The sequence below is a fragment of the Actinomadura sp. KC06 genome (assembly GCF_004348735.1).
Taxonomy (GTDB): domain Bacteria; phylum Actinomycetota; class Actinomycetes; order Streptosporangiales; family Streptosporangiaceae; genus Spirillospora.
This window is the reverse complement of sequence record NZ_SMKT01000068.1, coordinates 18,941-43,190: the sequence shown is the minus strand read 5'-3', so window position 1 is coordinate 43,190 and position 24,250 is coordinate 18,941. Positions and strand designations below refer to the sequence as shown.

Sequence of the window (24,250 nt, the reverse complement as noted above, 5' to 3'; positions counted from 1 at the left end):
GGCTTGGGGAGTGGGGGAGTGGGAGCCGCGCCCTGGTTTCTCACGGCCTCTATCGCGGCCTTGGCGGCGGCCGGGTCCAGGTACTCGCCGCCGCGTTTGAGGGGGGCGAAGTCGTCGTCGAGTTCGTAGACGAGGGGGATGCCGGTGGGGATGTTCAGGCCGACGATCTGCTCGTCGGAGACGTCGTCCAGGTGCTTGACGAGGCCGCGGAGGGAGTTGCCGTGCGCGGCGACGAGGACGGTCTTTCCGGCGGCCAGGTCGGGGACGACCGAGTCGTACCAGTAGGGCAGCATGCGGTCGACGACGTCGGCGAGGCATTCGGTCCGGGGGATGAGCTCGGACGGGAGTTCGGCGTAGCGGAGGTCGTTGACCTGGGAGAGGGGGTCGTCGTCCTTGATGGGCGGCGGCGGGGTGTCGTAGGAACGGCGCCAGGTCATGAATTGCTGCTCGCCGAATTCCTCGCGGGTCTGGGCCTTGTTCTTGCCCTGGAGAGCGCCGTAGTGGCGCTCGTTGAGGCGCCAGGAACGGCGGACGGGGATCCAGAGAAGGTCGGCGACGTCCAAGGCGATGTTGGCGGTGCGGATGGCCCGCTTCAGCAGGGAGGTGTGCACCACGTCGGGGGTGATGTCGGCGTCCAGGAGCAGGTCGCCGCCTTTGGTCGCCTCGCTCTCGCCCTTCGCGGACAGGTCGACGTCCACCCATCCGGTGAACAGTCCTTCCGCGTTCCAGACGCTTTCGCCGTGCCGGAGCAATACCAGGGTCGCCATGGGATCAGAGCCTAGCGGCATGGCGATGGTCAGCCGCGGTTGGCCGGGTCGGCGAAGGAGGCGAAGGCCTGGAGGTTGGCGAGGCTCTCGCCGCGCTTGACGCGCCAGTCCCATTCGCGCTGGATGGACGATTTGAACCCGCGTTCCAGCGCCTTGTCGAAGTTCTCGTCGGAGTAGGTGAGGACGCAGCCGAGGAGGCGGTCGATCTCGTCCGGCGATACCGACGCGAGGGCGAGCCTGCCGACGAGGTGGACGTCGCCGACGTCGTCGAGCGCGAACGCGACCCCGTACATGCGGCCGTTCTTCTCCAGGAGGAAGCGGTAGAAGCCGGCGTGGTTCTCGTCGGGACGGCGGCAGAAGAACGCCTCGACGTGCAGGCTGTGCTCGCCGACGATCAGCCAGGTCATGGTGGCGAGCTTGTGCTGGCCGGGGAGCTTGACGAAGAACGCGTCCGGGCGGGGCTCGTCGAACTCCAGGTCGGCGGCCTGCAGGGTCGTCCTGATGATGTCGGCGGCGCTCATGCGGTGACCTGCGCGGCGCTACGGGCGGCCGGGATCGGCGAGGTGCGGATGTCCACGGCTCCGGTATACACGTCCAGGAGGTTGTCGACCGTGGCGTCCCAGCCGAAGGTGTGGGCGTGGCGGACGGCGCCGCGGGCGAGGCGGGCGTGCAGGCCGGGTTCGGCGTGGAGGCGGCGCAGGACGGCGGCGTAGCCGGCCGGGTCGTGGCCGGAGATCAGGAGGCCGGACTCGCCGTCGGCGACGGCGGTGCGGAGCCCGCCGACGCGGGACGCGACGACGGGCGTCCCGCAGGCCTGGGACTCGACGGCGACGAGCCCGAACGACTCGCTGTGGGACGGGACGACGGTCACGTCCGCGGCGCGGTACCAGTCGGCGAGCTCGGCCTGCGGGCTCGGGGGCTCGAAGCGCATCACATCGGAGATGCCGAGGTCGGCGGCGAGGTTCTGCAGGCCCTCGGGGCGGCAGCGTCCGGATCCGCTGGGGCCGCCGACGACGGCGACGACGAGCCTGCGGCGCAGGGACGGGTCGTCCGCGAGCATGCGGGCGACGGCGCGCAGGAGGACGTCGGGGGCCTTGAGCGGCTGGATGCGGCCGACGAACAGCAGCACGTACGCGTCGCGGGGGAGCCCGAGGCGGCGCCGGGCCGGGCCGGTGCGGTGCGGGAGGAGGCCGGTGCTGCGGGCCAGGGACGACTCGGGATGGAACATCGACAGGTCCACGCCGGGGCTGACGGTCGCGACGCGCGAGGGATCGGCGTCGTACAGGTCGACGAGCTGGCGGGCTTCCTCGGCGGTGTTGGCGACGAGCTGGTCGGACGACGCCACGACCTGCTCCTCGCCTAGGACGCGCTCTGCCGGTTCGGGTTTGTCGCCGTCCGCGAGGGCCGCGTTCTTCACCTTCGCCATGGTGTGCATGGAGTGGACGAGCGGGACGCCCCACCGCTGCTTCGCCGCCCACCCGGCCTGACCCGACAGCCAGTAGTGCGTGTGGAGGAGGTCGTAGTGGCCGGGCTCGTGGACCGCCTCGGCGCGCAGGATGCCGGACGTGAAGCCGCACAGGTGCCGGGGCAGCTCCGTCTTGTCGAGCTCCTCGAACGGCCCGGCGACGACGTTGCGGACGAGGACGCCCGGCGCCAGCTCGACGACGGGCGGCATCGCGCGGCAGGTGGCGCGGGTGAAGATGTCGACCTCGACGCCCCTGGCCGCGAGGCGCTTGGCCACCTCGACGATGTAGACGTTCATGCCGCCCGCGTCGCCGGTACCCGGTTGATCGAGGGGGGATGTATGAACACTGACCGTCGCAACTCGGCTGATACGACGCGACACCGGACACCACCTCCGGTAGTGCAACCTATCGACCGCGTTACCTGTTCCCTGAACTTGGGTGACAATCGTGACTTCTCGCCACAGTGACGGACCTCACCGGCGCCCCCCGCCGCCCGCCTGGAACGCCGGTACCTGGGAGGCTTGGAGCATGCGCAAGACCGCGATAGTGACCGGAGCGAGCAGCGGGATCGGAGCGGCCACGGCTAGGCGCCTGGCGGCAGAGGGGTTCAACGTCGTCCTAGCCGCGCGGCGCCGAGACCGCCTGGACGCCCTCGCCAGGGAGATCGCCGAGACCGTGCCGGGCGCCGGGAAGATCGCGCCCCTCACCCTGGACGTGACGTCGCAGGAATCGGTGGACGCGCTCGCGGAGGCCGTCGCCGGCTGCCACGTGCTGGTCAACAACGCCGGCGGCGCGCTCGGCCTCGACCCCGTCGCGACCGCCGATCTGCGCGAGTGGCAGGCGATGTACGACAGCAACGTCCTCGGGCTCGTCCGGGTGACGCAGGCGCTGCTGCCCAAGCTGATCGAGAGCGGCGACGGCCACGTCGTCAACATCACCTCGCTGGCGGGGCACGTCCCGTACGAGGGCGGCGGCGGGTACAACGCGGCCAAGTTCGCCGCCTACGCGGTGAACGACGTGCTGCGGCTCGAACTGGTCGCCGAGCCCGTCCGCGTCACCGAGATCGCGCCGGGGCTGGTGAAGACGGAGGAGTTCTCGCTGGTCCGGTTCCACGGCGACGAGGAGAAGGCCGCCAAGCCGTACGAGGGCGTCCCGGAGCCCCTGGTCGCCGATGACGTCGCCGACTGCGTCGCGTGGGCGGTGACGCGCCCGCCGCATGTGAACATCGATCGCATCGACGTCCAGCCGCGCGTCCAGGCCGCGCCGCACAAGCTCCATCGCGAGTGATCACCGGGAGCCGGGGGCGACCGCCGTCCAGGATAGGGTGACCTCACCGAGACGCCAGCGGTTTCTGCCGCCGTGGGGCGGACGGGTGACGACGGGATGGGTCCGGGCGAGGAAGGCGACCGCTTCGACCCAGCGGGCGCGCGGGCCGAACGCGGAATGCGGCGCGGCCGTCGCCCAGCAGCGGTCGAACGCGGTCAACAGGGCGTGCACGGGCTCGCCCGGCACGTTCCGGTGGATCAGCGTCTTCGGCAGCCGTTCGGCCAGGTCGGACGGGCGTTCCAGCGTGGGCAGATGAGCCGCGAACGTGATCGTCCGCGGGCCGTCGCGGGTGAGCGTCGCCCAGACCGCGCGGCGGCCGATCTCGTCGCACGTCCCCTCGACGAGGACGCCGGACGGGGCGAGGCGCGCGGCGAGCTCGTCCCAGGCGCGCCGGGCCGCCGCCTCGTCGTACTGCCGCAGCACGTTGAACGCCCTGATCAGGACGGGCGGCCGCGCGACCGGCAGCTCGAAACCGCCGCGCCGGAACGACAGCCCGTCGAGGGGGCCGCTCCGGGCGAGAAGGGCGAGCCCGGCGGCCACGCGGTCGGGGTCGATCTCGATGCCGACGACCTCCAGGCGCGGCGACACGGCGCGCAGCCGGGTGTAGAGCTCGACCGTCGTGACCGGCGACGCGCCGTACCCGAGATCGACGGCAAGCGGGCGCGGGCCCGAGCGCAGGGGGCGGGTCTGGGTGGCGGCGATCCAGCGGTCCACGCGGCGCAGCCGGTTGGGGGCGGTGGTGCCGCGGGTCACCTCCCCCCGCGGCCGCTGCATGGGGGGCACCGGCCAATTGTTCCTTGCCTCCCGTCATGCCCGGAACGCCACCGTCCGCCCCTGTCCGCCTGCCTGAACGAAATTCTGTTCGGGCCTGTACGCGACCCGGCGCGACGGGGGATCCTGGCGAAATGCCGGACATGCACGCCCTCCTCGCCGACCTGGCCGCCGAGGGCGACTCCCTGGACGCCCTGGTCGCGCCGCTGCCCGCCGCGCGCTGGGCGGACGCGACCCCGGCGGAAGGCTGGACGATCGCGCACCAGATCGCCCACCTCGCCTGGACGGACGCGCAGGCCGTCATCGCCGCCACCGACCCCGCCGCGTTCGCCGAGCTCGTCGAGCAGGCCCTGGCCGCCCCTGATGACTACGTCGAGGCGGGCGCTCGGGAGAGCGCGGCCGAAGACCCGGCCCGCCTCCTAGCCCGCTGGCAGGACGGACGCCGCCGCATCGTGGACGCGCTTGCCGCCGTCCCGTTCGGGCAGCGGCTGCCGTGGTTCGGGCCGCCGATGAGCGCCGCGTCGATGGCTACGGCGCGGCTCATGGAGACATGGGCGCACGGCGAGGACGTCGCCGACGCCCTGGGCGAGCGGCGCAGGCCCACGCACCGCCTCCGGCACGTCGCGCACATCGGCGTCCGGACGCGCGACTTCGCGTTCCAAAACCGCGGCCTCGAACCTCCTGCCGATGCGTTCCACGTCGTCCTGGAAGGCCCGGACGGCGACGAGTGGACGTGGGGCCCGGCGGACGCGGCGCAGTCGGTCACCGGCCCCGCACTCGACTTCTGCCTTCTGGCGACCCAGCGGCGGCATCGCGACGACCTCGCCCTCACCGCCGTCGGCGCGGACGCCGACCGCTGGCTGGACGTGGCCCAGGCCTTCGCGGGCCCGCCCGGCCCCGGCCGCACCCCCGCGACCTAAGAGCGCATCCGGTCACGTTCAGGCGGCTCGCTCACGGACACATCCCCGGTATGACGATTCTCATCGCCTATGACGGGTCCGACGACGCGCGGGCCGCGATCGAATACGCCGCGCGGCATGTCAGGCCCGAGCCGGCCGTGGTCATGACGGTGTTGGAGCCGCTGCTGACGCAGATCAGCTGGGCGCCGCTGGCGGCCGCGGCGCCGGCGATCGCCGAGCCGGAGCCCGGCGACACGTTCGAGGAGGAGCGACAGGCGGAGCGCCTGGCCCGGCAGGGCGCCGACCTGGCCGCCGCGGGCGGGCTGGCGGACGTGACCACCCGCGCCGAACGCGGCGGCGGACCCGTCTGGGCCGCCATCGTGGACGTCGCCGACGAGCTGGACGCGTCCCTCGTCGTCACCGGTTCCCGCGGCCTCGCGGGCGCCCGCTCCGTGATCCTGGGGAGCGTCTCGACCCGTGTTCTTCATCACGCGGGCCGCCCGGTCCTCGTCGTCCCGCCCCCGAAGGGCAAGGACTGACCGGCCGTCAGGCCGTGCCGACGGCGCGCTCGAAGGCGGCGTAGGCGTCCGGCGAGAACAGGACGAACCGCGCATCGGTGACCTTGGTCGGCGTCGAGCGGACCGTGCCGACGGCGATACGGGCGGCGTCGTCCATGGGCCAGCCGTAGATGCCCGCCGACACCGCGGGGAAGGCGATCGACTCGACGCCCAGCTCGTCCGCCACCCGCAGCGCCTCCCGGTAGCAGGAGGCGAGCTGGTCGGAGCGGTCGTCGGAGGCCGAGTAGACGGGGCCGACGGTATGGATCACCCATTCCGCGGGCAGCCGCCCGGCGGTCGTCGCGACGGCCTGCCCGGTCGGGAGGCCGCCGCCGTACTGGGCCGCGCGCAGCTTGCGGCAGTCGTCCAGGATCTCCGGGCCGCCCTTGCGGTGGATGGCGCCGTCCACCCCGCCGCCGCCGAGGAGCGAGGAGTTGGCCGCGTTGACCACCGCGTCCACCTTCTGCTCGGTGATGTCGCCCCGGACGAGAGTGATCTTCATGTCCGCCGTTCCTCCGCTGTGGCCGAACCCGTCAGAGAAGAAGAATTCTCACCCGCGCCGTGCGCGAAACGCGTTCGGTTGCTTCCCGGCGGTACGCTCATGGCGGACGGGACTACCGGGGCGGGCATGCCCGTCCGATTCGTCCGGCTGATGCCGTGGGGGGCGCCCGAACGGGAGGGCCGGGCGTGACCGCCGAATGAGTGACTGCCTATCCTGCCGTCGAGACGACCACAAAGGCGTGCAAGTCGTGGAGGTACCCCCTTGAAGATTCTCCTCGCCGGAGCGACCGGAGTCGTCGGTCGCCGGCTGATCCCGCTGCTCGTCCAGGCGGGCCACGAGGTCGCAGGGACGACACGCCGAACCGAGCGCGCCGGTCTGCTCCGCGACCTCGGCGCCGCGCCGGTCGTCGTGGACGTGCTCGACGCCGCCGCCGTGCGCGAGGTCGTCGCCGCCGAACGTCCGGACGCCGTGATCCACCAGCTCACCGATCTCAGCGACGAGGACTTCGAGGCCAACTCGCAGCTGCGCATCGAGGGCACCCGGAACCTGGTCGACGCCGCCAAGGCGCAGGGCGTCGAGACGATGATCGCGCAGAGCATCGCGTGGCTGTACGTCGCCGGGGACGCCCCGGCCGTCGAGACCGACCCGCTGGACGCGTCGCTGCCGCCGTACGCGGGCGTCGCGGCGCTGGAGGCGGCGGTCGGCGAGATGCCGCGCGGCGTCGTCCTGCGCTACGGCGCCCTGTACGGGCCGGGCACGTGGTACGCCCCCGACGGCGCGATCGCCGAGCGGGTGCGCGCGGGCACCATGCGTCCTGCGCCGTCGTGGACGTCGTTCGTGCACGCCGACGACGCGGCGTCCGCCGCGCTCGCGGCGCTCGACTGGCCCGCCGGCGCGGTCAACGTCGTGGACGACGAGCCCGCGACCACGGCCGACTGGCTGCCCGTCTACAGCGCGGCGATCGGCGCGCCCGACCCGGGCAACGCCGGGAAGCACGCGGCCACGATGGGCCGTCCGGTGTCGAACGCGAAGGCGCTGGGCCTCGGCTGGAAGCCGCAGGTCGCGTCGTGGCGCACCGGCTTCTCGCAGAGCAGCGCCGTCGCGAACGGCTCCGGCGCGAAGGCCGGCGGCACGGGGTCGGACGGTTCGCGCGTGAACGGCGCCACCCGGACGCGCTGACCCGACGAACCGGATGCTTCCGGACGGAACGTGACAACCGTCAACCGAACTGGAACGAGCGCTTCGCGAGCCCGAACCAGTAGCCGTCGATGACGGACCGCCGTTCCGACGGATCGCCCGTGTGGCTTTCCACACCGGCGCCGAGCGCCATGAACAGGGGCGCGAAGTGCTCCGTCCGCGGGTGGGCGATGCGGGCCGCCGGGGCCTTGGCGCGGAAGTCGAGAAGGGCGTCGACGTCGCCGCTCTTCACGGCGTCGTCCGTCCAGGCGTCGAATTCCGCCGACCAGGCGGGCGGCGCGGCGTCCGCTCCGCGCGGCAGCTCGCGCAGGTTGTGCGTAGTGAAACCGCTCCCGATGATGAGGACGCCCTGGTCGCGCAATGGCGCGAGGGCCCGTCCGATCTCGAAGAGCCGCGCGGGCTCCAGCGTCGGCATCGACATCTGCAGCACGGGGACGCCGGCGTCCGGATACATCTCCACGAGCGGCACGTAGGCGCCGTGGTCCAGGCCGCGCGTCTCGTCCCGATGCACGCCGGGTATGAGTTTGCCCACGTCATCGGCCAGTTCGGGGGCGCCGGGCGCGTCGTAGCGGACGCGGTAGTAGCGCTCGGGGAAGCCCCAGAAGTCATGCAGCAGCGGCGTCCGGCGGGTGGCGCCGATGCTCAGCGGCGCCTCCTCCCAGTGCGCCGACACGATCAGGATCGCCTCCGGTTCCGGCAGTTTCGCCGCCCAGCGCGCGAGCTCGTCCGTCCAGACGGGGTCGTCGGCCAACGGCGGGGCCCCGTGGCTGAGATAGAGCACGGGCATCCTGGACATGTGCCCCCCTCTTATTTCACATTTGAACCATATTCGATCATAGTTGAAGGTTCAAGTCTTGAGGGTTCAATTATTTGGGTAGAGTGTCCGGTATGACGGATCCGAGGTGGCTCGACGCCGACGAGCAGGAGACCTGGCGCGCCTTCCTGTGGACGTCGCGTCTGCTCAACGAGGCCCTCGACCGCCAGCTCCAGCGCGACTCCGGCATGCCGCACACCTACTACATGATCCTGGCGATGCTGTCGGAGTCGCCGGGACGCGCCCGCACCATGACCGAGCTGGCCGAGATCGTCCACTCGTCGCCGAGCCGCCTCTCGCACGCCGTGAACCGGCTGGAGGAGGCGGGCTGGGTGCGGCGGACCAAGAACGGCGCCGACCGCCGCACCACCGTCGCCGAGCTCACCGACGCGGGCTTCGCCGTCCTCGCCGAGGCCGCTCCCGGCCATGTCGCCGAGGTCAGGCGGCACCTGTTCGACCCGCTGACCCGCGAGCAGATGCTGGAGTTCCGCGAGACGCTCCACGCCCTCCTCGCCTCCCTCGACCCGGACCGGGAGGCCCCCTGCGCCCGAGGCGAGGGCTGACCGCTCTATCCCGGGACCGCTGCTCTATTCCTGGTGAACTCGACGCGGTGCGTCTTCGCTTCGGGGTGCGCGGCGGCGAGCAGCCGCAGGCCTTCCTCCTCCAGCGCGGCGCGGTCCCGCTCCGGGACGGGGTCGAACGGGTCGACGCGCAGCGCCGCCTCGCCCCGCTTCTTCTCGATCTTCCACATGCCGTGGACGAAGCCGTCCACGAGGAACGTCGCCCGGATGATGCCGTTGACGGTGAAGATCCGCTTGCGGTGCTCCTCGGTGACGATCCGGGCCCGGTCGGCGTGGGAGAGCAGCAGGTTGTCGAAGTCCGGGACGAACCGCACGGGCGCCGGGACGTCCGGATCCGGACGCGGCGCGCCGGGCAGGTCGTACAGCGTGCGGCCGTTCTCGTCCTGGAACACGAGCAGCCGGGGGAGGAGCCGCTCGACCACCTCGCCGAGCCGGGTCATGCCCGACCACTGCTGGACGTCCTGCACGCTCGCAGGCCCGAACGCCCCCAGGTAGCGCAGCACGAGATCGTCCAGGGAGAGGCCAGGCGCGGTGTCGCTGTTCAGCCACGTCTCGAGCGTGGTGTGCCTGGCCATGCCCGACGCGCCCCAGATACCGCGCGGCGGAACCTGGACGAGCGGCAGCCGGCACCGGACGGCCCAGCCGAGCAGCGCGGCGTCGTCGTCCGGCCAGCGCTCGGCCAGCAGCGCCCGCAGCTCCTTGTCGGTGCGCGGCTCGTCCGCGAGCAGCCGTCGCGCCTCGGCGACGACCGCGTCCAGATCGACGCCGTCGAGGTCACCGGCCCTGGTCTTGACGTAGTTGTCCAGGATGACCTGCGTGTGCGTCCGCAGCGCGCGGGCGTCGCGGGCGCTGACCAGGTGCAGCGTCCCGCGCATCAGGACGATCCGGAGCGCGCGGCGGGCCGTCATCAGCTCGCCGACCTCGGCGAAGTCGAAGTCCGCGAGCCGGCTCCACAGCCCGATGTACGGCGGGTTCGGCGCCTGCGACTGCATGCCGACGAGATGCTCGATCGCGTCCAGCGCGGGCATCGCGTGCCGTTCGAGCAGCAGCTGCCGAGCCAGTAGCGCCCGGTTCAGCGCCCGCCGCCCCAGCACGCCCGGGTCAGCCGTCATAGCGCCCCCGCAGCTCCTGCCACGTGGGAGGAGGGCCCGGAAGCTCCTCCTTACCGGTCAGGTGCAGGGCGTCGAGCATGAGCGCCAGATAGCGGTGCTGGAGCCGGTTCATGCGCTCATCGTCGCCGATCCGGATGGAGTGCAGGTACTCCAGCATCACCGAGACGTCCCCGACCTCGATCTCGGGACGCAGCGCCCCCGCCTCCTGCGTGCGCTCCAGCAGCCGCTTCGTCGCGAGGTGGATCTCCTGCCCCTTGCGGCTCATCTCCTCGGTGACCTCGAAGCTGCCCGCGAGCCGCATCGTGAGCGATCCGGCGCCGATGTCCAGGCAGCGGCGCATGAAGCCGGCGAACGCGTCCCAGGGGTCGCCGTCCTCGGCCAGCGCGGCCTCCACCTGGGCGAGGTAGCGGTCCATCCCGTCGTCGGCGAGCTTCTGGAGCAGGTCCTCCTTGCTCTTGTAGCGGCGGTACAGCGCGCTGATCCCCACCCCGGCGTGCTCGGCGACCGCGGAGATCGGCGCGCCGGGGTCGGCGGTGAACACCGCCCGCGCCGCCTCCCGGATCAGCTCGTCGTTGCGTGCCGCCTGCGCTTTGCGCCCGCTCATGGGCGCCGGTGCCGTGGTCTCCATACCGCCAGTCTAAGGGAACGAACAATTCCGTTCTATCCCCGCCTCGCCTCCGGTGTCCGCTCTTGACTCGCCGCCCGCAATGAACATACGTTCATGAACGTACGTTCACAACCGGGGAGGGTGAGATGGCGGAGATCGTCAATGTCCATCAGGCGGAGGCGTGGAACGGGTACGAGGGACGGCACTGGGCCGATCACCACGACCGGTACGACGCCGTCAACAGCGGCGGCAACGAGGCCCTGCTGGACGGGGCCGCGATCGGGCCGCGCGACCGCGTCCTCGACATCGGCTGCGGGAACGGGCAGGTCACCCGCCTCGCCGCGCGCCGGGCCCGGCTCGGCGGCGCGACGGGCGTGGACCTGTCCGGGCCGATGCTCGCCCGCGCCCGGGCCCTCGCCGAGGAGGAGGGCGTCCGGAACGTGACGTTCGAGCAGGGCGACGTCCAGGTGCACCCGTTCACCGAGGGGGCCTTCGACGTGGCGGTGAGCCGGGCCGGGGTCATGTTCTTCGCCGATCCGGTGGCCGCGTTCGCCAACGTCCGCAGGGCGCTGCGCGAGGGCGGACGGCTGGCGTTCCTGTCGATGGCGCCGCTCGGCGAGACCGACCTCGGGACGGTCCTCGCCGCGCTTCCCCAACGCGAAGAACCCCCGGTCGGGCATGACGGGCCGCTGTCGCTGTCCGATCCCGACCGGGTGCGCGAGATCCTGGAGGGGGCCGGTTTCGGCGACGTCACCAGCCGCCGCGTCGAGGCCGAGCAGGTCTGGGGACGGGACGCCAGGGACGCCGCCGAGTTCTTCGCCGCCTGGGGCCCCATCCGCTACAACTACGGCGAGAGCGAGGCGATCGTGGACGCCGTGGCGGACGCGATGCGCCCCTTCGAGCGGGACGGCGCCGTCCGGCTGCACGGCAGGTCCCTGCTGGTCACAGCGCGCCGATGAGACCGGCCGAGCGGTCTCATTACGATTCGGCGTGATGTCACCTCGAAAAGCGGCCGCGCTGCGCGCCGGAGACCGCACCCTGCGCCAGCACCTGATCGCCACCGCCGAGCGGATGCTCGCCGAGCGCGGGGCGGCGGTGCCGACCGTCCGGGAGATCGCCCGCGCGGCCGGCGTCGCCGACGGCGTCCTCTACAACCACTTCGCCGGCAAGGAGGAACTGCTGGCGCACGCGCTGCGCGCCCGCGCGGAGTCGGTCGGGGCCGGGCTCGGCCCGCTGCCCGAGCCCGGCGCCGGGACGGTCGAGGAGAACCTGCGCGCCTACGTCCGGCACGGGCTGATCGTGCACAACGCGCTGCTGCCCGCGCTGGCCGGCCTGCTCGCCCGGCCGGACGTCCTCGCCCGGTTCGCCGAGCTGAGCGGCGGCGAGGAGGACTGGAACCGCCGCCTCGCCGCCTACCTGCGGGCCGAGCGCGACCTCGGCCGCCTCGCCGCCGACGCCCGCGTCGACGCCGCCACCTCCATGATCGTCGGAGCCTGCCACGAATCGGTGCTGTCGGTCCTGTTCCAGGGCCGGGGGATCGCACGTGAGGTCTCCGTGGACGTCGTGGACGACCTCGTGGCGGCCGTCGTCCACGGCCTGGCCCCGCGCCAGAACCATTAGGAGGCCATTGCTGCTCTGACCTCCTCCAGGGTGCGGTCCGCGATGGCGTTGGCGCGCTTTTCGCCCTCGGCGAGGACGCGGCGCAGGTGCGTCCGGTCGGCGGTGAGCTCGGCGCGGCGGGCGCGGATCGGGCGGAGGAACTCGTTGACGGAGTCGGTCACGACCTTCTTGAGCGCGGCGGCCCCGCCGTCCGCGATCTCGGCGGCGACGGCGTGCGGGTCGCGGTCCTGGCACAGCGCGGCGATCCGCACGAGCGTGGACACCTGGGGACGCGTGTCCGGCGCGTACGTGATGTGCCGGTCGTCGTCGGTCACCGCGCGCCTGATGAGCCGGGCGGTCTCGTCCGGTCCGGCGGACAGCGCGATGGCGTTGCCGCGGCTCTTGCTCATCTTCTGGCCGTCCGTCCCGAGGAGGCTCGGCGCGGCGGACAGCAGCGCGTCGGGGACGGGGAAGACGGGCGCGTACCGCTCGTTGAAGCGGCGCGCGATCGTCCGGGTGATCTCCTGGTGGGGGAGCTGGTCCTTGCCGACGGGGACGAGGTTCGCCTTGCAGAACAGGATGTCGGCGGCCTGGTGGACGGGATAGGTGAACATCAGCCCGCTGACCGACGCCTGCCGCGACGACGCGATCTCGTCCTTCACGGTGGGGTTGCGGTTCAGCTCGGCGATCGAGACCAGCGACAGGAACGGCAGCATGAGCTGGTTCAGCGCGGGCACGGCGCTGTGCCGGAAGATCGTCGCCGTGGACGGGTCGATCCCCGCCGCGAGGTAGTCGGCGACGAGCCCCTCGACGTGCTCGTCCAGGCGCTCGGCGACGTCCCGGTCGGTGAGGACCTGGTAGTCGGCGACCAGCACGAACAGCTCCACGCCCGCGCGCTGGAGCCGCACCCGGTTCGCGAGGGTGCCGAAGTAGTGGCCGAGGTGCAGCGGCCCGGTGGGACGGTCGCCGGTCAGGATGCGGAACGCGCCGGGCTCGGCGGCGATGCGCTCCTCAAGCTCGCGGGCCCGGTCTTCGGCGGCGCGCAGGCCGCCGTCGGGGGTGGTTTCCATGGTTTCTCCTCGGTTGGTCCGGCCGTCCGCCGGACCTGGCCGCGTCACCGAGGAAAGCGAAAGGGCCGTCCGGTGGACGGCCCGATGGCGTGCGTGGGTGTCGGCCGTCCTAGGACGGCCACCAGCCCTGACACGCGGTGCGGTTCATGCCCTCCAGGGTAGACCATCAGATGCGACTGGTCGCAGATAATCCAGAACGAAACCATTGGGTAGGCTGGCGGCATGACGTCGATGGCCCCCGCCCGCACCAGCCCCGACCTGTCGTTCCTCCTCGACCGGACCAGCCTCGTGCTGCGCAGCCGCATGACGGCGGCGCTCGCCGAGATCGGGCTGACGCCGCGGATGCACTGCGTCCTGGTGCACGCGCTGGAGGAGGAGCGCACCCAGATCCAGCTGGCCGAGATCGGCGACATGGACAAGACCACGATGGTCGTCACCGTGGACGCCCTGGAGAAGGCCGGGCTCGCGGAGCGGCGCCCGTCGTCCAGGGACCGGCGGGCCCGGGTCATCGCGGTCACCGACGAGGGCGCCCGGGTCGCCGCGCGCAGCCAGGAGATCGTGGACGGCGTCCATGAGGCGGCCCTCGGCTCGCTCCCGCGCGAGGATCGGGAGGTGCTGCTGCGAGCGTTGAACGCGCTGGTCAGCGGGCATCTGGCGACTCCGTCCGAGGGCCCGAAGCCGGTGCGCCGGGCCCGCGAGCGCACAAAGTAGGTCCGACAAGGATCGTCTGTAACAAAACTATCTGCTACGGTCTCTCCTATGACCGTGCCTTCACCGCTCCGTTCCCGCTGGGCCGCGCTCGGCGTGCTGTCCGCCACGATGCTGATGACGATCCTGGACGGCTCGATCGTCACCGTCGCCATGCCCGCCATCCAGGACGACCTCGGCTTCACGCCCGCCGGCCTCAGCTGGACGATGAACGCCTACCTGATCCCGCTCGGCGGCCTGCTCCTCCTGGCCGGACGCCTCGGCGACCTCATCGGCCGCCGCACGCTCTTCCTCGCCGGGAACGCCCTGTTCACCGCCGCGTCCGTGCTCGCGGGCGCCGCGACGACGTCCGGGCTGCTGATCGCCGCGCGGTTCCTGCAGGGCGTCGGCAGCGCGCTCGCGTCCGCCGTCGTCCTCGGCATCCTCGTCACGCTCTTCACCGACGCCCGCGAGCGGACGAAGGCCATCGGCGTCTTCAGCTTCACCGGCGCCGCAGGGGCGTCCATCGGGCAGGTGCTCGGCGGCGTGCTCACCGACGCGCTGAACTGGCACTGGATCTTCCTCATCAACCTCCCGATCGGCATCGCCACGATCCTGCTCGCGCTCCCGGCGCTCCCGCGCGACCGCGGCCTCGGGCTGGCCGCGGGCGCCGACCTCGCGGGCGCGCTGCTCGTCACGTCCGGGCTGATGCTCGGGATCTACACGATCGTCAAGGTGGAGAGCCACGGATGGATCTCCACGCACACCCTCGGCCTCGGCGCCGTGTCGCTCGCCCTCCTCGCCGGGTTCGTCGCCCGCCAGGCCCGCGCCGCGACCCCGCTGATGCCGCTGCGGATCCTGCGCTCCCGCAACGTGTCCGGCGCCTACGCCGTGCAGCTGCTGACCCTGTCGGCGATGTTCGCGTTCCAGGTCGTCGTCGCCCTCTACATGCAGCAGGTCCTCGGCTACGGCGCGCTCGGCACCGGCTTGGCGATGCTCCCGGCGGCCGTGCTGATCGGCGCGGTGTCGCTGTTCGCCTCCGCGCGGCTGTCGAACCGCTTCGGCGAGCGCGCCGTGCTGATGGCGGGCCTCGTGCTGCTCATCGGCGCGATGGTCTGGCTCACGACCGTCCCGGTGGACGCCGACTACGTCACCGACCTGCTTCCCGTGTTCGTGCTGATCGCCGGGGGAGGGCTCGTCCTGCCGTCGCTGACCGGGCTCGGCATGTCCAGCGCCCGCCCGGACGACGCGGGCGTCGCCTCCGGGCTGTTCACCACCGTCCAGCAGGTCGGGATGGCGCTCGGCGTCGCGGTCCTGACCACGCTCGCCGCGTCCCGCACCGAGACCCTCCGGCTGGACGGGCGGGACGCCGCCACCGCGCTCACCGGCGGCTACCACCTGGCGTTCGGTGTCTCCGCGGGCCTGCTGGTCGCCGCTCTCGCCGTCTCGGCCCTCGTCCTGCGCCGCCCGCCGGCGGCACCGCCCGCCGACGCCGCCGCCGAGCCGTCCACGACGATCGTGAAGGCGTGAAATGGGTTTGTCCGCCGTTCCGGCGCGGCATTACGGTGCCGAAGTGGATCTCTTCTCGCGCTCCTGGACGGCGCTCCGCGCGGCGGTCGGCGACCTCTCCGGCCAGGACATGGAACGTCCGTCCGGCTGCACCGGCTGGCTCGTCCGGGACCTGGTCTGCCACCTGATCATCGACGCCCAGGACGTCCTGATCACGCTGGTCACGCCCGCCGACACCGAACCCACCGCGGACTCGGTCACCTACTGGGACCTGGTCGAGCCCCCGACCGGCGACGACCCGCTCGACGCGCTGATCCCCAGGCTGGCCGCCGCGTACGGCGAGCCCAGGCTGCTGAAGTTCCATTTCGATGACGTCGGGTCGGCCGCGGGGCGGGCCGCCGAGCTCGCCGACCCGTCCGCCCGCGTCAGCACCCAGGACAAGGTGCTGACGGCGGGCGACTACCTGTCCGCCTACAACATGGAATGGACGCTCCACCACCTCGACCTCATCGCACACCTGCCCGGAGCCGCCGGACCGCCCGCCGAGACCCTCGCGGCAGCCCGCGCGTCCCTGGAGAAGATCGCAGGCGCGCGGTTCCCCGCGCCGTTCTCCGACACGGACGCGCTCCTGATCGGCACCGGCCGCCGCGCCGCCACGGACGCCGAGAAGGCCGCGCTGGACGGCGACCTGGCCGCCAAGCTCCCGCTCGTGCTCGGCTGAACCTAATGGGGCAGGACGACGAGGAGCAGCGGAACCCCGGCGATGACGGGGACGGCGACCGTCGCGGCGAACCGGGACATGCGGGGCAGCTGCTGCGGCTCCAGCAGCCGGTTCACCCGCGCCATCACCGGAATGTCGCCGCTGGACGCGACGCCGAGCGTGCCGGACGGCGCGGCGGCCGGACGGGCGGCGGCGAACCGCAGCAGCGCGGTCGCCAGCTCGCGCGGCGGGCGGCCGTGCCGGGCCCGGTCGTCGGCGGCCATCTCGATCAGCAGCTCCACCGCGTCCAGGCACCGTGCGACCAGCCGGAACTGCGGGAACACCTGGCGCAGCGACGCGAACGGCAGCAGCACGAGATCGTGCCGCTCGCGCGCGTGGGCCCGCTCGTGCGCGAGGACCGCGGCCAGCTCGCCGCGGTCGAGGAGCGCCATCGTCCCGGCGCTGACCACGACCTTGGACGAGCGCACGCCCGGCACGCAGTACGCCGCCGCACCGGGATGATCGAGGACGAGGGTGCCGGGGACGGCCGAGTCGTAGCGCGACACCAGCGCCAGCAGCGCCCGGTGCCGCCGCCGGGCCCGGACGACCCGCACCACCGCGTACATCAGCATGACCAGCAGCACGCCGGTGAGGCTGACGGCGGCGAGCAGCGCCGCGACCTGCACGGCGTTCAGCCGGGCGGCCTGGTCGTCGTACAGGCCGGGCAGCCCGCCGAGGACGCCCCTCCCGTACGGCAGCAGCGCGAGCCCGAGCAGCGCGCCGATCGTCGCGACGCCCCAGCAGAGCCCGAGGGCCTGCCAGAGCGCGATTCCGAGGCGCGGGGTGCGCCATGTCCACCGGGCCTGGGCCAGCCAGTGCGCCCCGCCGACGGTCCCCAGTGAGATCAATGCGAGCAGGGCGGTGCCGGTCATGCCGGAGGTTCCTTGCCTGTGAGGCCGGCGAGGGCCTGCCGGATCACGTCGATCTCGTCCTCCGACACCGACTGGACGAAGTGGACGAGCGCCGCGTCGCGGTCGCCCGTCTCGTTCAGCGCGCCGAGCATCAGCTCGGTGACGTAGCCCTCCCGGCTCGCGACCGGGCGGTACCGCCACGCGCGGCCGTCGCGCTCGCGCGCGAGGAAGCCCTTCTTGGCGAGCCTGTCCAGCACGGTCATGATCGTAGTGTGCGCCAGGTCGCGGTCGTTGGCGAGCGCGCGGCTCACGTCACGGGCCGTCGCCGCGTCGTGGCCGGCGTCCTCCCGCGCCCACAGGACCTCCATGACCGTGCGTTCAAGCTCTCCCAGACCCTTCACGCCAGCCAGATTATCCGACGCCCTGGACGCTGACCACGTCAGGTAGTACTACCGCCGGTAGAGGGCGTGACGAGGCCCATCTCGTAGGCGATGATGACGAGCTGGACCCGGTCGCGGGCGTCCAGCTTGGCGAGCAGCCGGGCCACGTGCGCCTTCGCGGTCGCCACGCTGATGAACAGCTCCTTGGCGATCTCCTGGTTGGACATGCCGCGCCCGACCAGCGTCAGCACCTCCCGCTCCCGCTCCGTGACGCCGTCCGCCGGACGCGGCGGCCTGGGCGCGGCCCTCGGCCCGGGCCCGGCGGCGAACTCCTCGATCAGCCGCTTGGTGACGCTCGGCGCGATCAGGGCGTCCCCGCCGGCCACGACGCGGATCGCCGAGAGGATCTCCTCCAGCGCCATGTCCTTGACGAGGAACCCGCTCGCGCCCGCCCGGAGCGAGCCGTACACGTACTCGTCGTCGTCGAACGTCGTCAGCATCAGCACGCGGGCCGCGGTGATCCGCCGGGTCGCCTCGATGCCGTCCATGTCGGGCATGCGGATGTCCATCACGACCACGTCCGGGCGGACCTCCTCGACCAGCCGGACCGCCTCGGCGCCCGTCCCCGCCTCCCCGACGATCTCCAGGTCGGGGGTGTCGGCGGCCAGCACGCGCAGCCCGGCCCGGATCAGCGGCTGGTCGTCGGCCAGCACGACGCGGACGGTCATGCCACCGCCGCCACCGGCGCGGGGATCCGCGCCGCCACCCGGAACCCGCCGCCCGGACGCGGCCCCGCCGTGAACTCGCCGCCCAGCAGGCCGACCCGCTCCCGCATGCCGACGATGCCGTACCCGGTGCCGACCACGCCGCCGCGCCCGTCGTCGTCGACCTCGATGGACAGCTCCCCGTCCCCGTACCCGACGGTCACCCGGCAGTCGGTCGTGCCCGCGTGACGCACCACGTTCGTGACCGCCTCCTGGACGATCCTGTACGCGGACAGGTCGACGTCCGGCGGCAGCGGCCTCCGCTCGCCCTTCCAGCGGACGTCGACCCGCACGCCCGCGTCCTTGGCCGCGTCCGCCAGCCGGTCCAGCTCGCCCAGGCCCGGGGACGGCCCGAGCGGCGCGGCGCCCGGGTCGTCCTTGCGGAGCGCGGTGAGCATCCTCCGCAGGCCGGACAGGACGTCGCGGCTGGTGGCCTCGATGGCGTCCAGCGCGTTGCGGGCCTCCGCCGGCTGCGTGTCGATCACCCGTCCGCCCACGCCCGCCTGGATCGCGATGATGCCGATGCTGTGCGCGACCATGTCGTGCAGCTCGCGCGCGATCCGCAGCCGCTCGGCCGCCACCGCCTGCGCCGTCGCCTGGACGCGCATCATCTCGGCGTTCGCCCGCCGCACCCGGACCGAGTTCCCCGCCAGCCAGGTGACGGCGACCGCCAGGACGACGGTCATGAGCACGACCTCGTCGGCGTGCAGGAGCACCACGGCGGACAGGGCCTGGACGGTGAGCGTCCCGGCGGCGACCGGAAGCGACACCCTGCGCCGGCGGGTGGCCGCGATGTAGCCGACGCCGACGGCGGTGATCACTATCTGCAGCGCGGCCATCCCTCCGTTGGGCATCTGCAGAAGGGCCCAGGTCCAGGCCAGCAGCAGGACTCCCTGGCCCGGCAGCGGATGGCGCTGCAGCAAGGCCGCCACCAGCACCGTGAACAGGGCCGACACGAAGACTTCCACGCCGGCGAAGCCGTTCGTGCCGTTCATCACCGTGGCGATCAGGACGAAGGGGTACAGGACGGTCGCGGACCAGAGCAGGACCGTCCAGGCGACGCGGCGCACCCGGTGTACGCGGCTCAGCGTCAGGGCGGACATGCGCCGATCGTAACCGCCGCCCCTTCCGCGCACATTAGCCCGCGGGCCTAATCCTGCGGGCTAACACGCCTTTCGTGAATGTATTCGGAGGCCCGATGCCTTTCATGCATGACCGCCGCGACCGTTGTCCGCATGAAGCGCTGGCTGACGTTGATCCTGGCAATCGAAGTCCTAGGAATTGTGGCCTTCACGCTCACCTACGACTCGCTGGACTTCCGCATCTACCACCTGGGCGGCCACGCCATAACGGACGGCACGAGCCTCTACGACGAACAGCTGGCCGAGCACTGGTACACCAACACACCGTTCATGGCCGCGCTGTTCATGCCATTGGCTGCGCTGCCGCTGACCCTCGCCCGGCTCCTCTGGCAACTGGCCTCGCTCGCGGTATTCATCTGGGCGTGCGCGACAACGTTGAAACTGAGTGGCCACCATGCGTCCCTGAAAGCCGTGGTAGCCGGCGGCCTTCTCCTGGCACCGGTCTGGCACACCTTTTTCCAAGGCCAGGTCAACCTGTTCCTGCTGGCTCTCATCGTCGCCGATATGCACCGCGTGGCCCAGGGACGTCCCGCCGGAATCGGCATCGGCATCGCGACCGCGATCAAGCTGACCCCGGCCATCTTCATCGTCCTCCTCCTCGTGACGAGACGGACCAAGGACGCTTTCACAGCCGCCGGAGCCTTCGCCGCCTGCACCGTCCTCGCGTACGTCATCGCACCCGACGCGTCCCGGCTCTACTGGCTGCACACCTTCTACGACACGTCCCGCGTCGGCGTCCCGTACATCAGCAACCAGTCCCCGTACGGCATGCTCAACCGCCTCCTGAGAGGAACCGCGGAAGTCGGCGACTGGTACAACGCCATCCCGCTCACCATCGGCATTCTCGGCCTGGCGCTCGCAGCCCTATGGGCGAGGCGCGGCGACTGGCTCGCAGCCATTGCCGTGACAGGCGTGACCGGCCTCCTGGTCTCTCCCATTTCCTGGGCCCACCACTGGGTCTGGATCGTCCCGGCCTTGGCGGTACTGATCCGCGAGAACGACCGGGTCATCGCAGCGTGCGCCTACACGCTCTTCGCCCTAGCCCCCATGTGGTGGACGCCCCACAACGGCCACCCGCTCCAATACGGCTTCCACCCGCTCATCACGCCCGTCGCCAACTGCTACCTGCTGGCGGGCCTGTTCTTCTTGGCCCACATGGCCGTCCGCCTCCGCGTCCGCCGCGAGCCGCCCGAGCCCGGCCCGGACGGGCCGAGTACACACTGGAGGGGTCTGGAGTGTGTATCGTGAGGGGCATGGCGAGAATCAACATCACGCTCCCGGACGAGCTCGCCGCCACGTTGCAGGGGCTCGCCGAGGAGAAGAAGATCGCCTCGGTGTCCGGGTTCCTCGCGGACGGGGCGCGGCTCAAGCTGGCGTTCCTGCGGGACGCGTCCACGATCGACGACCTGTTCGGCCCGCCGAGCCCGGACGAGCAGGCCATGGTCGACCGGCTCGTCGAAGGCGGCACCCCCAACCGCCGGGACGTCGCGTGATCACCGGTCACGTCTTCGACGCGACCGCACTCCTCGACCTCGCCACCGGCAAGACGATCTACGTCCGCGCCCGGCTGCGCGCCTCGATCGCCCAGCACGCCACGATCGTCATCCCCGCCACCGCGCTCGCCCGCGCCTGGCAGCTCGTCCCCGACCACGGGCGCGCCGTGCTGGAGCGCCTGCCCGGCATGCAGGTCGTGCACGTGGACGACCTGGACGACGTGATCGCCCAGCAGACCGGCCTGCTCGTCACCGCGAACCCGTCCCTCGGCATGGACGCGGCGCAGGCCGCCTGGTCGGCGCGCTGGCGGCGCTGGCCGCTGATCACCGCGGAGCCGGGCGTCTACGAGGACGTCCCCGGCGTCCGCGTCGAGCAGATCCCGTAAGCCCCAGCCCTGCTCAGGCGTCGTTGATCTCTTCTGGGCGCTGGCCCGTGACGAGGTAGACGACGTTCTCCGCCACGTGGACGGCATGGTCGGCGAACCGCTCGAAGTAGCGCCCGGCGAGGGAGATGTCCACGGCCGGCTCCACGCCGTGCCTCCACTTGGGGGAGAGCATCATGTCGAAGAGGCGGCGGTGGAGGCGGTCCATCTGGTCGTCGTCGGCGTCCAGCTCGAGGCCCATCTCGACGTCCTGGGACGCGATCACGCTGCCCGTCTTGGCGATCATGCGCTCGGCGATCTGGCCCATCTCCAGGACGGTGGCCTGCAGCTCCGGCGGCACGGCGGAGTCGGGGTGCCGACGCCGCGCGGTCTTGGCGATGTGGACGGCGAGGTCCCCCATGCGCTCGAGGTCGCCGCTCATCCGGAGCGCGGTGATGAGGGTGCGCAGATCGCCCGCGACGGGCTGCTGGCGGGCCATCAGGTCGAACACGGTCTCCTCGATCTCCGTGTCGATCTTGTTGACCAGCTCGTCGCCGCTGATGACCTCCTCGGACAGGCGCAGGTCGGCGTCCAGGAGCGCGGTGACCGCGCGGGACATCGCGGAGCGGACGAGGCGGGTCATCTCCACCAGCCTGTCGGAGAGGGAGTCGAGCTCCTCGTGGTAGGCGTCGCGCAATTCGGGTTCCTTCTGTGCTGAGGACACGGCGTCCGGGGAGGCAGCCGATGCCGGAGATAGTGCAAATAGGGGCGAAACGGGCGAGATTTATGGTGTCCGGGCGGACTCGCCCACGCCACAGCATGCCGTGACGCCATGAACGCGTCCGGGAAATGAGGTGAACTTTCGGGGAACGCGACCGCGATGACCAGGGCCTCCGGGTGGACCTGCGCCGCGCGCCGCTTACGATCCGTGGTGTGGAGGTCGAACTTGTCGCGAGCCTGACCGGGCTTGCCGGGCTCGCGATCGGGCTCGCGACTGGATTGGCGGTGCGGGTGAGCGAGCGTGCCCAGCAGGCTGCGGTTCCGGCGGCGCCGGTGGGCGGCCTGCCGCCCGGCGTCGCGTCCGTGCTCAGCGTCCTGCGGTCGTCGGCCGTCGTGGTGGACGCCGAGGACCGCGTGCTGCGCGCCAGTTCCGCCGCGCGGGCCTTCGGCATCGTCAGCGGCGACCGCCTCGTCGTGGACGAGGTGCTCGCGATGGCCCGGCTCGTCCGGCGGGACGGGGAGATCCGCGAGACCGAGATCCAGGTCGGGCCGCAGAGCGTGCGGAGCCGGGCCGACGGGCGCTGGTTCGCGGTCCGCGTGGCGCCGCTCGGCTCGCACGGGCTCGTCCTCGTCCTCGCCGAGGACCTCACCGACATGCACCGCACGGAGGCGATCCGCCGCGACTTCGTGGCCAATGTCAGCCACGAGCTGAAGACGCCCGTCGGCGCGCTGTCGCTGCTGGCCGAGACCGTCGAGGTCGCCGCCGAGGACCCCGAGGCCGTCCGGCGGTTCGCGGGACGGATGCAGTACGAGTCGGTGCGCCTGACCAACCTCGTCCAGGACCTGATGACGCTGTCGCGCGTCCAGGGCGACGAGCCGCTGCCCGCGCTGCGCCCCGTCATGCTCGACGAGGTCACCGCGGAGGCGCTGGAACGCTGCCAGACCAAGGCGTCCGGCAGGGACATCGAGCTGACCTCCGGCGGCGAGGAGGGCCTGCGGGTGCGGGGCGACCAGGAGCTGCTGGTCACCGCGCTGCGCAACCTGGTCGACAACGCCGTCGCCTACAGCCCCGAGAACACCCGCGTCGTCGTCGCCACCCGGCGGCGCGACGACGGGCACGTCGAGGTCAACGTCACCGACCAGGGCATCGGCATCCCGGACGGCGAGATCGAGCGGATCTTCGAGCGCTTCTACCGGGTCGACCCGGCCCGGTCCCGCCAGACCGGCGGCACCGGGCTCGGCCTCGCCATCGTCAAGCACGTCACCAGCAAGCACGGCGGCGACGTGACCGTGTGGAGCAAGGAGGGCCACGGGTCGACGTTCACGATCCGGCTGCCGCTGCTCGACGCACCGCCCCGTCCGTCCGGCGCGACCGTCAGCAGGATCGCGAACGCCGGCAAGCGGGCCCCCGCCGACCAGGCCGACGCGGACGCGAGGGCCGGCGCGAACGCGAGCAGAAAGGCAGCAGAAGAGACCGGCGCGGACGCGGGCAAAGACGCGGACGCGGGGAATACCACAGATAACACCGCCCAGGAGGCAACACCGTGACCCGCGTGCTCGTCGTGGAAGACGAGGAGTCGTTCAGCGACGCACTGTCCTACAACCTCCGCAAGGAGGGCTTCGAGGTGGCCGTGGCCGCCACCGGCCCCGACGCGCTGGACATTTTCGAGCGCAACGGTGCCGACCTCGTGCTGCTCGACCTGATGCTCCCCGGGCTTCCCGGCACCGAGGTGTGCCGGGAGCTGCGCGCCAAGTCGAGCGTCCCCGTCATCATGCTGACCGCCAAGGACAGCGAGGTCGACAAGGTCGTCGGGCTGGAGCTCGGCGCCGACGACTACGTCACCAAGCCGTTCTCCACCCGCGAGCTGATCGCCCGGATGCGGGCCGTCCTGCGCCGCCAGGGCGAGGTCGAGGAGCTGGCCCCCGCGACGCTGGAGGCCGGGCCCGTCCGGATGGACGTGGAACGGCACGTCGTCAGCGTCGGCGGCGAACCCGTCCAGCTGCCGCTCAAGGAGTTCGAGCTGCTGGAGGTGCTGCTGCGCAACGCGGGCCGCGTCCTGACCCGGATGCAGCTGATCGACCGCGTCTGGGGCGCCGACTACGTCGGGGACACCAAGACGCTGGACGTCCACATCAAGCGCCTGCGCGCCAAGATCGAAGAGGTGCCGTCCTCGCCGCGGTACATCGTCACCGTCCGCGGCCTGGGCTACAAGTTCGAGCCCTGATGACATGAAAAACGGCCCGTCGAGCGGAGCTCGTCCGTTGAATGGCGGCGGGTGGGGGCTGGAGGACGGTCCGTCCCTGCTGCTGGGAC

The 24,250-nt window shown here is 72.0% G+C and carries 29 protein-coding genes; 15 read left to right on the top strand and 14 right to left on the bottom strand.

The window, feature by feature from the left end; genetic code table 11:
* From E1287_RS22115 to mshA, 3 genes are all read right to left on the bottom strand, one after another.
* A partial coding sequence (locus E1287_RS22115) for a phosphoglyceromutase (RefSeq protein ID WP_131966954.1) occupies nt 1–767 on the bottom strand: 767 nt, incomplete at its 3' end.
* A gap of 29 nt (nt 768–796) precedes the next feature.
* Nucleotides 797–1,288 carry a YbjN domain-containing protein gene (locus E1287_RS22110; RefSeq protein ID WP_131966953.1) on the bottom strand — a complete coding sequence of 164 codons (492 nt, stop codon included), beginning with the start codon at nt 1,286–1,288 and terminating at the stop codon, nt 797–799.
* Nucleotides 1,285–2,613, bottom strand: a complete 1,329-nt coding sequence (gene mshA, locus E1287_RS22105) for a D-inositol-3-phosphate glycosyltransferase (RefSeq protein ID WP_131966952.1) — start codon at nt 2,611–2,613, stop codon at nt 1,285–1,287. The genes E1287_RS22110 and mshA overlap by 4 nt, the downstream gene beginning before the upstream one ends.
* Nucleotides 2,614–2,761: 148 nt before the next feature.
* On the opposite strand from mshA, the gene E1287_RS22100 reads away from it, so the two are divergent.
* Complete coding sequence (locus E1287_RS22100; protein ID WP_131966951.1) at nt 2,762–3,520, top strand: SDR family NAD(P)-dependent oxidoreductase; 759 nt, start codon at nt 2,762–2,764, stop codon at nt 3,518–3,520.
* On the opposite strand, the gene E1287_RS22095 is transcribed toward E1287_RS22100, so the two are convergent.
* Nucleotides 3,521–4,333 (bottom strand): class I SAM-dependent methyltransferase, encoded by an 813-nt coding sequence (locus E1287_RS22095; RefSeq protein WP_131966950.1) that lies wholly within the window; start codon nt 4,331–4,333, stop codon nt 3,521–3,523.
* Nucleotides 4,334–4,464: 131 nt separating this feature from the next.
* On the opposite strand from E1287_RS22095, the gene E1287_RS22090 reads away from it, so the two are divergent.
* Together E1287_RS22090 and E1287_RS22085 are read left to right on the top strand one after the other, a co-directional pair.
* Nucleotides 4,465–5,250, top strand: coding sequence for a TIGR03084 family metal-binding protein (locus tag E1287_RS22090; protein ID WP_131966949.1), 786 nt, complete (start codon nt 4,465–4,467; stop codon nt 5,248–5,250).
* A 50-nt stretch (nt 5,251–5,300) separates the two neighbouring features.
* Nucleotides 5,301–5,768, top strand: a complete 468-nt coding sequence (locus E1287_RS22085) for a universal stress protein (RefSeq protein ID WP_131966948.1) — start codon at nt 5,301–5,303, stop codon at nt 5,766–5,768.
* A 7-nt stretch (nt 5,769–5,775) separates the two neighbouring features.
* On the opposite strand, the gene E1287_RS22080 is transcribed toward E1287_RS22085, so the two are convergent.
* A complete protein-coding gene (locus tag E1287_RS22080) occupies nt 5,776–6,288 on the bottom strand; it encodes an O-acetyl-ADP-ribose deacetylase (protein WP_131966947.1) in 513 nt (170 codons plus the stop codon).
* 261 nt (nt 6,289–6,549) lie between these two features.
* On the opposite strand from E1287_RS22080, the gene E1287_RS22075 reads away from it, so the two are divergent.
* Nucleotides 6,550–7,467, top strand: coding sequence for an NAD(P)-dependent oxidoreductase (locus E1287_RS22075; protein ID WP_131966946.1), 918 nt, complete (start codon nt 6,550–6,552; stop codon nt 7,465–7,467).
* Nucleotides 7,468–7,507: 40 nt separating this feature from the next.
* On the opposite strand, the gene E1287_RS22070 is transcribed toward E1287_RS22075, so the two are convergent.
* Nucleotides 7,508–8,281: a class III extradiol ring-cleavage dioxygenase gene (locus E1287_RS22070; protein WP_131966945.1), complete on the bottom strand. Its 774-nt coding sequence runs from the start codon at nt 8,279–8,281 to the stop codon at nt 7,508–7,510.
* A gap of 92 nt (nt 8,282–8,373) precedes the next feature.
* Here E1287_RS22070 and E1287_RS22065 point away from each other — a divergent pair, with 92 nt between their 5' ends.
* Nucleotides 8,374–8,862 carry a MarR family transcriptional regulator gene (locus E1287_RS22065; protein WP_131966944.1) on the top strand — a complete coding sequence of 163 codons (489 nt, stop codon included), beginning with the start codon at nt 8,374–8,376 and terminating at the stop codon, nt 8,860–8,862.
* Nucleotides 8,863–8,867: 5 nt separating this feature from the next.
* Here the strand turns inward: E1287_RS22065 and E1287_RS22060 are convergent, their stop codons facing one another.
* On the bottom strand, nt 8,868–9,992 hold the full coding sequence (locus E1287_RS22060; RefSeq protein WP_131966943.1) for a winged helix DNA-binding domain-containing protein: 1,125 nt from the start codon (nt 9,990–9,992) through the stop codon (nt 8,868–8,870).
* On the bottom strand, nt 9,982–10,620 hold the full coding sequence (locus E1287_RS22055) for a TetR/AcrR family transcriptional regulator (RefSeq protein WP_243719316.1): 639 nt from the start codon (nt 10,618–10,620) through the stop codon (nt 9,982–9,984). The genes E1287_RS22060 and E1287_RS22055 overlap by 11 nt, the downstream gene beginning before the upstream one ends.
* Nucleotides 10,621–10,745: 125 nt before the next feature.
* Between E1287_RS22055 and E1287_RS22050 the strand changes: the two genes are divergently transcribed.
* Both E1287_RS22050 and E1287_RS22045 read left to right on the top strand, forming a co-directional pair.
* A complete protein-coding gene (locus tag E1287_RS22050; RefSeq protein ID WP_131966942.1) occupies nt 10,746–11,558 on the top strand; it encodes a class I SAM-dependent methyltransferase in 813 nt (270 codons plus the stop codon).
* Nucleotides 11,559–11,592: 34 nt separating this feature from the next.
* On the top strand, nt 11,593–12,219 hold the full coding sequence (locus tag E1287_RS22045; RefSeq protein ID WP_131966941.1) for a TetR/AcrR family transcriptional regulator: 627 nt from the start codon (nt 11,593–11,595) through the stop codon (nt 12,217–12,219).
* Here E1287_RS22045 and trpS read toward each other — a convergent pair.
* Nucleotides 12,216–13,268, bottom strand: a complete 1,053-nt coding sequence (gene trpS / locus E1287_RS22040) for a tryptophan--tRNA ligase (RefSeq protein WP_131966940.1) — start codon at nt 13,266–13,268, stop codon at nt 12,216–12,218. The genes E1287_RS22045 and trpS overlap by 4 nt on opposite strands.
* Nucleotides 13,269–13,490: 222 nt before the next feature.
* On the opposite strand from trpS, the gene E1287_RS22035 reads away from it, so the two are divergent.
* From E1287_RS22035 to E1287_RS22025, 3 genes are read left to right on the top strand one after another with little or no spacing between them, the layout of a single operon-like run.
* Nucleotides 13,491–13,979, top strand: a complete 489-nt coding sequence (locus E1287_RS22035) for a MarR family winged helix-turn-helix transcriptional regulator (protein WP_131966939.1) — start codon at nt 13,491–13,493, stop codon at nt 13,977–13,979.
* 48 nt (nt 13,980–14,027) lie between these two features.
* The gene (locus tag E1287_RS22030) at nt 14,028–15,485 is read left to right on the top strand and encodes an MFS transporter (RefSeq protein WP_131966938.1); all 1,458 of its coding nucleotides are present in this window, start codon (nt 14,028–14,030) and stop codon (nt 15,483–15,485) included.
* A 43-nt stretch (nt 15,486–15,528) separates the two neighbouring features.
* Entirely contained in the window at nt 15,529–16,185 is a 657-nt protein-coding gene (locus tag E1287_RS22025) for a maleylpyruvate isomerase N-terminal domain-containing protein (protein ID WP_131966937.1), read from the top strand.
* Between the two features lie 2 nt (nt 16,186–16,187).
* Here E1287_RS22025 and E1287_RS22020 read toward each other — a convergent pair whose 3' ends face one another.
* Genes E1287_RS22020 through E1287_RS22005 form a run of 4 tightly spaced genes read right to left on the bottom strand, consistent with a single transcriptional unit; the run spans nt 16,188 to nt 19,322 of the window.
* Complete coding sequence (locus tag E1287_RS22020; protein ID WP_131966936.1) at nt 16,188–17,096, bottom strand: M56 family metallopeptidase; 909 nt, start codon at nt 17,094–17,096, stop codon at nt 16,188–16,190.
* Complete coding sequence (locus tag E1287_RS22015) at nt 17,093–17,476, bottom strand: BlaI/MecI/CopY family transcriptional regulator (protein ID WP_131966935.1); 384 nt, start codon at nt 17,474–17,476, stop codon at nt 17,093–17,095. Before E1287_RS22015 ends, E1287_RS22020 begins: the two co-directional genes overlap by 4 nt.
* A 38-nt stretch (nt 17,477–17,514) precedes the next feature.
* Nucleotides 17,515–18,183, bottom strand: a complete 669-nt coding sequence (locus E1287_RS22010; protein ID WP_131966934.1) for a response regulator transcription factor — start codon at nt 18,181–18,183, stop codon at nt 17,515–17,517.
* Nucleotides 18,180–19,322, bottom strand: a complete 1,143-nt coding sequence (locus E1287_RS22005) for a sensor histidine kinase (RefSeq protein ID WP_131966933.1) — start codon at nt 19,320–19,322, stop codon at nt 18,180–18,182. The genes E1287_RS22010 and E1287_RS22005 overlap by 4 nt, the downstream gene beginning before the upstream one ends.
* Nucleotides 19,323–19,430: 108 nt before the next feature.
* Here E1287_RS22005 and E1287_RS22000 point away from each other — a divergent pair, with 108 nt between their 5' ends.
* From E1287_RS22000 to E1287_RS21990, 3 genes are read left to right on the top strand one after another with little or no spacing between them, the layout of a single operon-like run.
* Nucleotides 19,431–20,609 carry a glycosyltransferase 87 family protein gene (locus tag E1287_RS22000; RefSeq protein ID WP_165969134.1) on the top strand — a complete coding sequence of 393 codons (1,179 nt, stop codon included), beginning with the start codon at nt 19,431–19,433 and terminating at the stop codon, nt 20,607–20,609.
* Nucleotides 20,610–20,614: 5 nt separating this feature from the next.
* Nucleotides 20,615–20,854 (top strand): ribbon-helix-helix domain-containing protein, encoded by a 240-nt coding sequence (locus E1287_RS21995; RefSeq protein ID WP_131966931.1) that lies wholly within the window; start codon nt 20,615–20,617, stop codon nt 20,852–20,854.
* Nucleotides 20,851–21,240, top strand: coding sequence for a hypothetical protein (locus E1287_RS21990; protein ID WP_131966930.1), 390 nt, complete (start codon nt 20,851–20,853; stop codon nt 21,238–21,240). Before E1287_RS21995 ends, E1287_RS21990 begins: the two co-directional genes overlap by 4 nt.
* A 13-nt stretch (nt 21,241–21,253) precedes the next feature.
* On the opposite strand, the gene phoU is transcribed toward E1287_RS21990, so the two are convergent.
* On the bottom strand, nt 21,254–21,913 hold the full coding sequence (gene phoU, locus E1287_RS21985) for a phosphate signaling complex protein PhoU (RefSeq protein ID WP_131966929.1): 660 nt from the start codon (nt 21,911–21,913) through the stop codon (nt 21,254–21,256).
* Between the two features lie 236 nt (nt 21,914–22,149).
* Between phoU and E1287_RS21980 the strand changes: the two genes are divergently transcribed.
* A complete protein-coding gene (locus tag E1287_RS21980; protein WP_131966928.1) occupies nt 22,150–23,484 on the top strand; it encodes an ATP-binding protein in 1,335 nt (444 codons plus the stop codon).
* Nucleotides 23,481–24,161 carry a response regulator transcription factor gene (locus tag E1287_RS21975; protein WP_131966927.1) on the top strand — a complete coding sequence of 227 codons (681 nt, stop codon included), beginning with the start codon at nt 23,481–23,483 and terminating at the stop codon, nt 24,159–24,161. Before E1287_RS21980 ends, E1287_RS21975 begins: the two co-directional genes overlap by 4 nt.
* The last annotated feature ends 89 nt before the right edge of the window (nt 24,162–24,250 follow it).

Excerpts from the sequence above, each read along its gene's own strand:
- E1287_RS22110 (WP_131966953.1), bottom strand. The coding sequence starts at position 1,288 with ATGAGCGCCGCCGACATCATCAGGACGACCCTGCAGGCCGCCGACCTG.
- E1287_RS22100 (WP_131966951.1), top strand. The coding sequence starts at position 2,762 with ATGCGCAAGACCGCGATAGTGACCGGAGCGAGCAGCGGGATCGGAGCG.
- E1287_RS22095 (WP_131966950.1), bottom strand. The coding sequence starts at position 4,333 with ATGCAGCGGCCGCGGGGGGAGGTGACCCGCGGCACCACCGCCCCCAAC.
- E1287_RS22090 (WP_131966949.1), top strand. The coding sequence starts at position 4,465 with ATGCCGGACATGCACGCCCTCCTCGCCGACCTGGCCGCCGAGGGCGAC.
- E1287_RS22085 (WP_131966948.1), top strand. The coding sequence starts at position 5,301 with ATGACGATTCTCATCGCCTATGACGGGTCCGACGACGCGCGGGCCGCG.
- E1287_RS22080 (WP_131966947.1), bottom strand. The coding sequence starts at position 6,288 with ATGAAGATCACTCTCGTCCGGGGCGACATCACCGAGCAGAAGGTGGAC.
- E1287_RS22070 (WP_131966945.1), bottom strand. The coding sequence starts at position 8,281 with ATGTCCAGGATGCCCGTGCTCTATCTCAGCCACGGGGCCCCGCCGTTG.
- E1287_RS22065 (WP_131966944.1), top strand. The coding sequence starts at position 8,374 with ATGACGGATCCGAGGTGGCTCGACGCCGACGAGCAGGAGACCTGGCGC.
- E1287_RS22060 (WP_131966943.1), bottom strand. The coding sequence starts at position 9,992 with ATGACGGCTGACCCGGGCGTGCTGGGGCGGCGGGCGCTGAACCGGGCG.
- E1287_RS22055 (WP_243719316.1), bottom strand. The coding sequence starts at position 10,620 with ATGGAGACCACGGCACCGGCGCCCATGAGCGGGCGCAAAGCGCAGGCG.
- E1287_RS22050 (WP_131966942.1), top strand. The coding sequence starts at position 10,746 with ATGGCGGAGATCGTCAATGTCCATCAGGCGGAGGCGTGGAACGGGTAC.
- E1287_RS22045 (WP_131966941.1), top strand. The coding sequence starts at position 11,593 with ATGTCACCTCGAAAAGCGGCCGCGCTGCGCGCCGGAGACCGCACCCTG.
- trpS (WP_131966940.1), bottom strand. The coding sequence starts at position 13,268 with ATGGAAACCACCCCCGACGGCGGCCTGCGCGCCGCCGAAGACCGGGCC.
- E1287_RS22035 (WP_131966939.1), top strand. The coding sequence starts at position 13,491 with ATGACGTCGATGGCCCCCGCCCGCACCAGCCCCGACCTGTCGTTCCTC.
- E1287_RS22030 (WP_131966938.1), top strand. The coding sequence starts at position 14,028 with ATGACCGTGCCTTCACCGCTCCGTTCCCGCTGGGCCGCGCTCGGCGTG.
- E1287_RS22020 (WP_131966936.1), bottom strand. The coding sequence starts at position 17,096 with ATGACCGGCACCGCCCTGCTCGCATTGATCTCACTGGGGACCGTCGGC.
- E1287_RS22010 (WP_131966934.1), bottom strand. The coding sequence starts at position 18,183 with ATGACCGTCCGCGTCGTGCTGGCCGACGACCAGCCGCTGATCCGGGCC.
- E1287_RS22005 (WP_131966933.1), bottom strand. The coding sequence starts at position 19,322 with ATGTCCGCCCTGACGCTGAGCCGCGTACACCGGGTGCGCCGCGTCGCC.
- E1287_RS22000 (WP_165969134.1), top strand. The coding sequence starts at position 19,431 with ATGACCGCCGCGACCGTTGTCCGCATGAAGCGCTGGCTGACGTTGATC.
- E1287_RS21995 (WP_131966931.1), top strand. The coding sequence starts at position 20,615 with ATGGCGAGAATCAACATCACGCTCCCGGACGAGCTCGCCGCCACGTTG.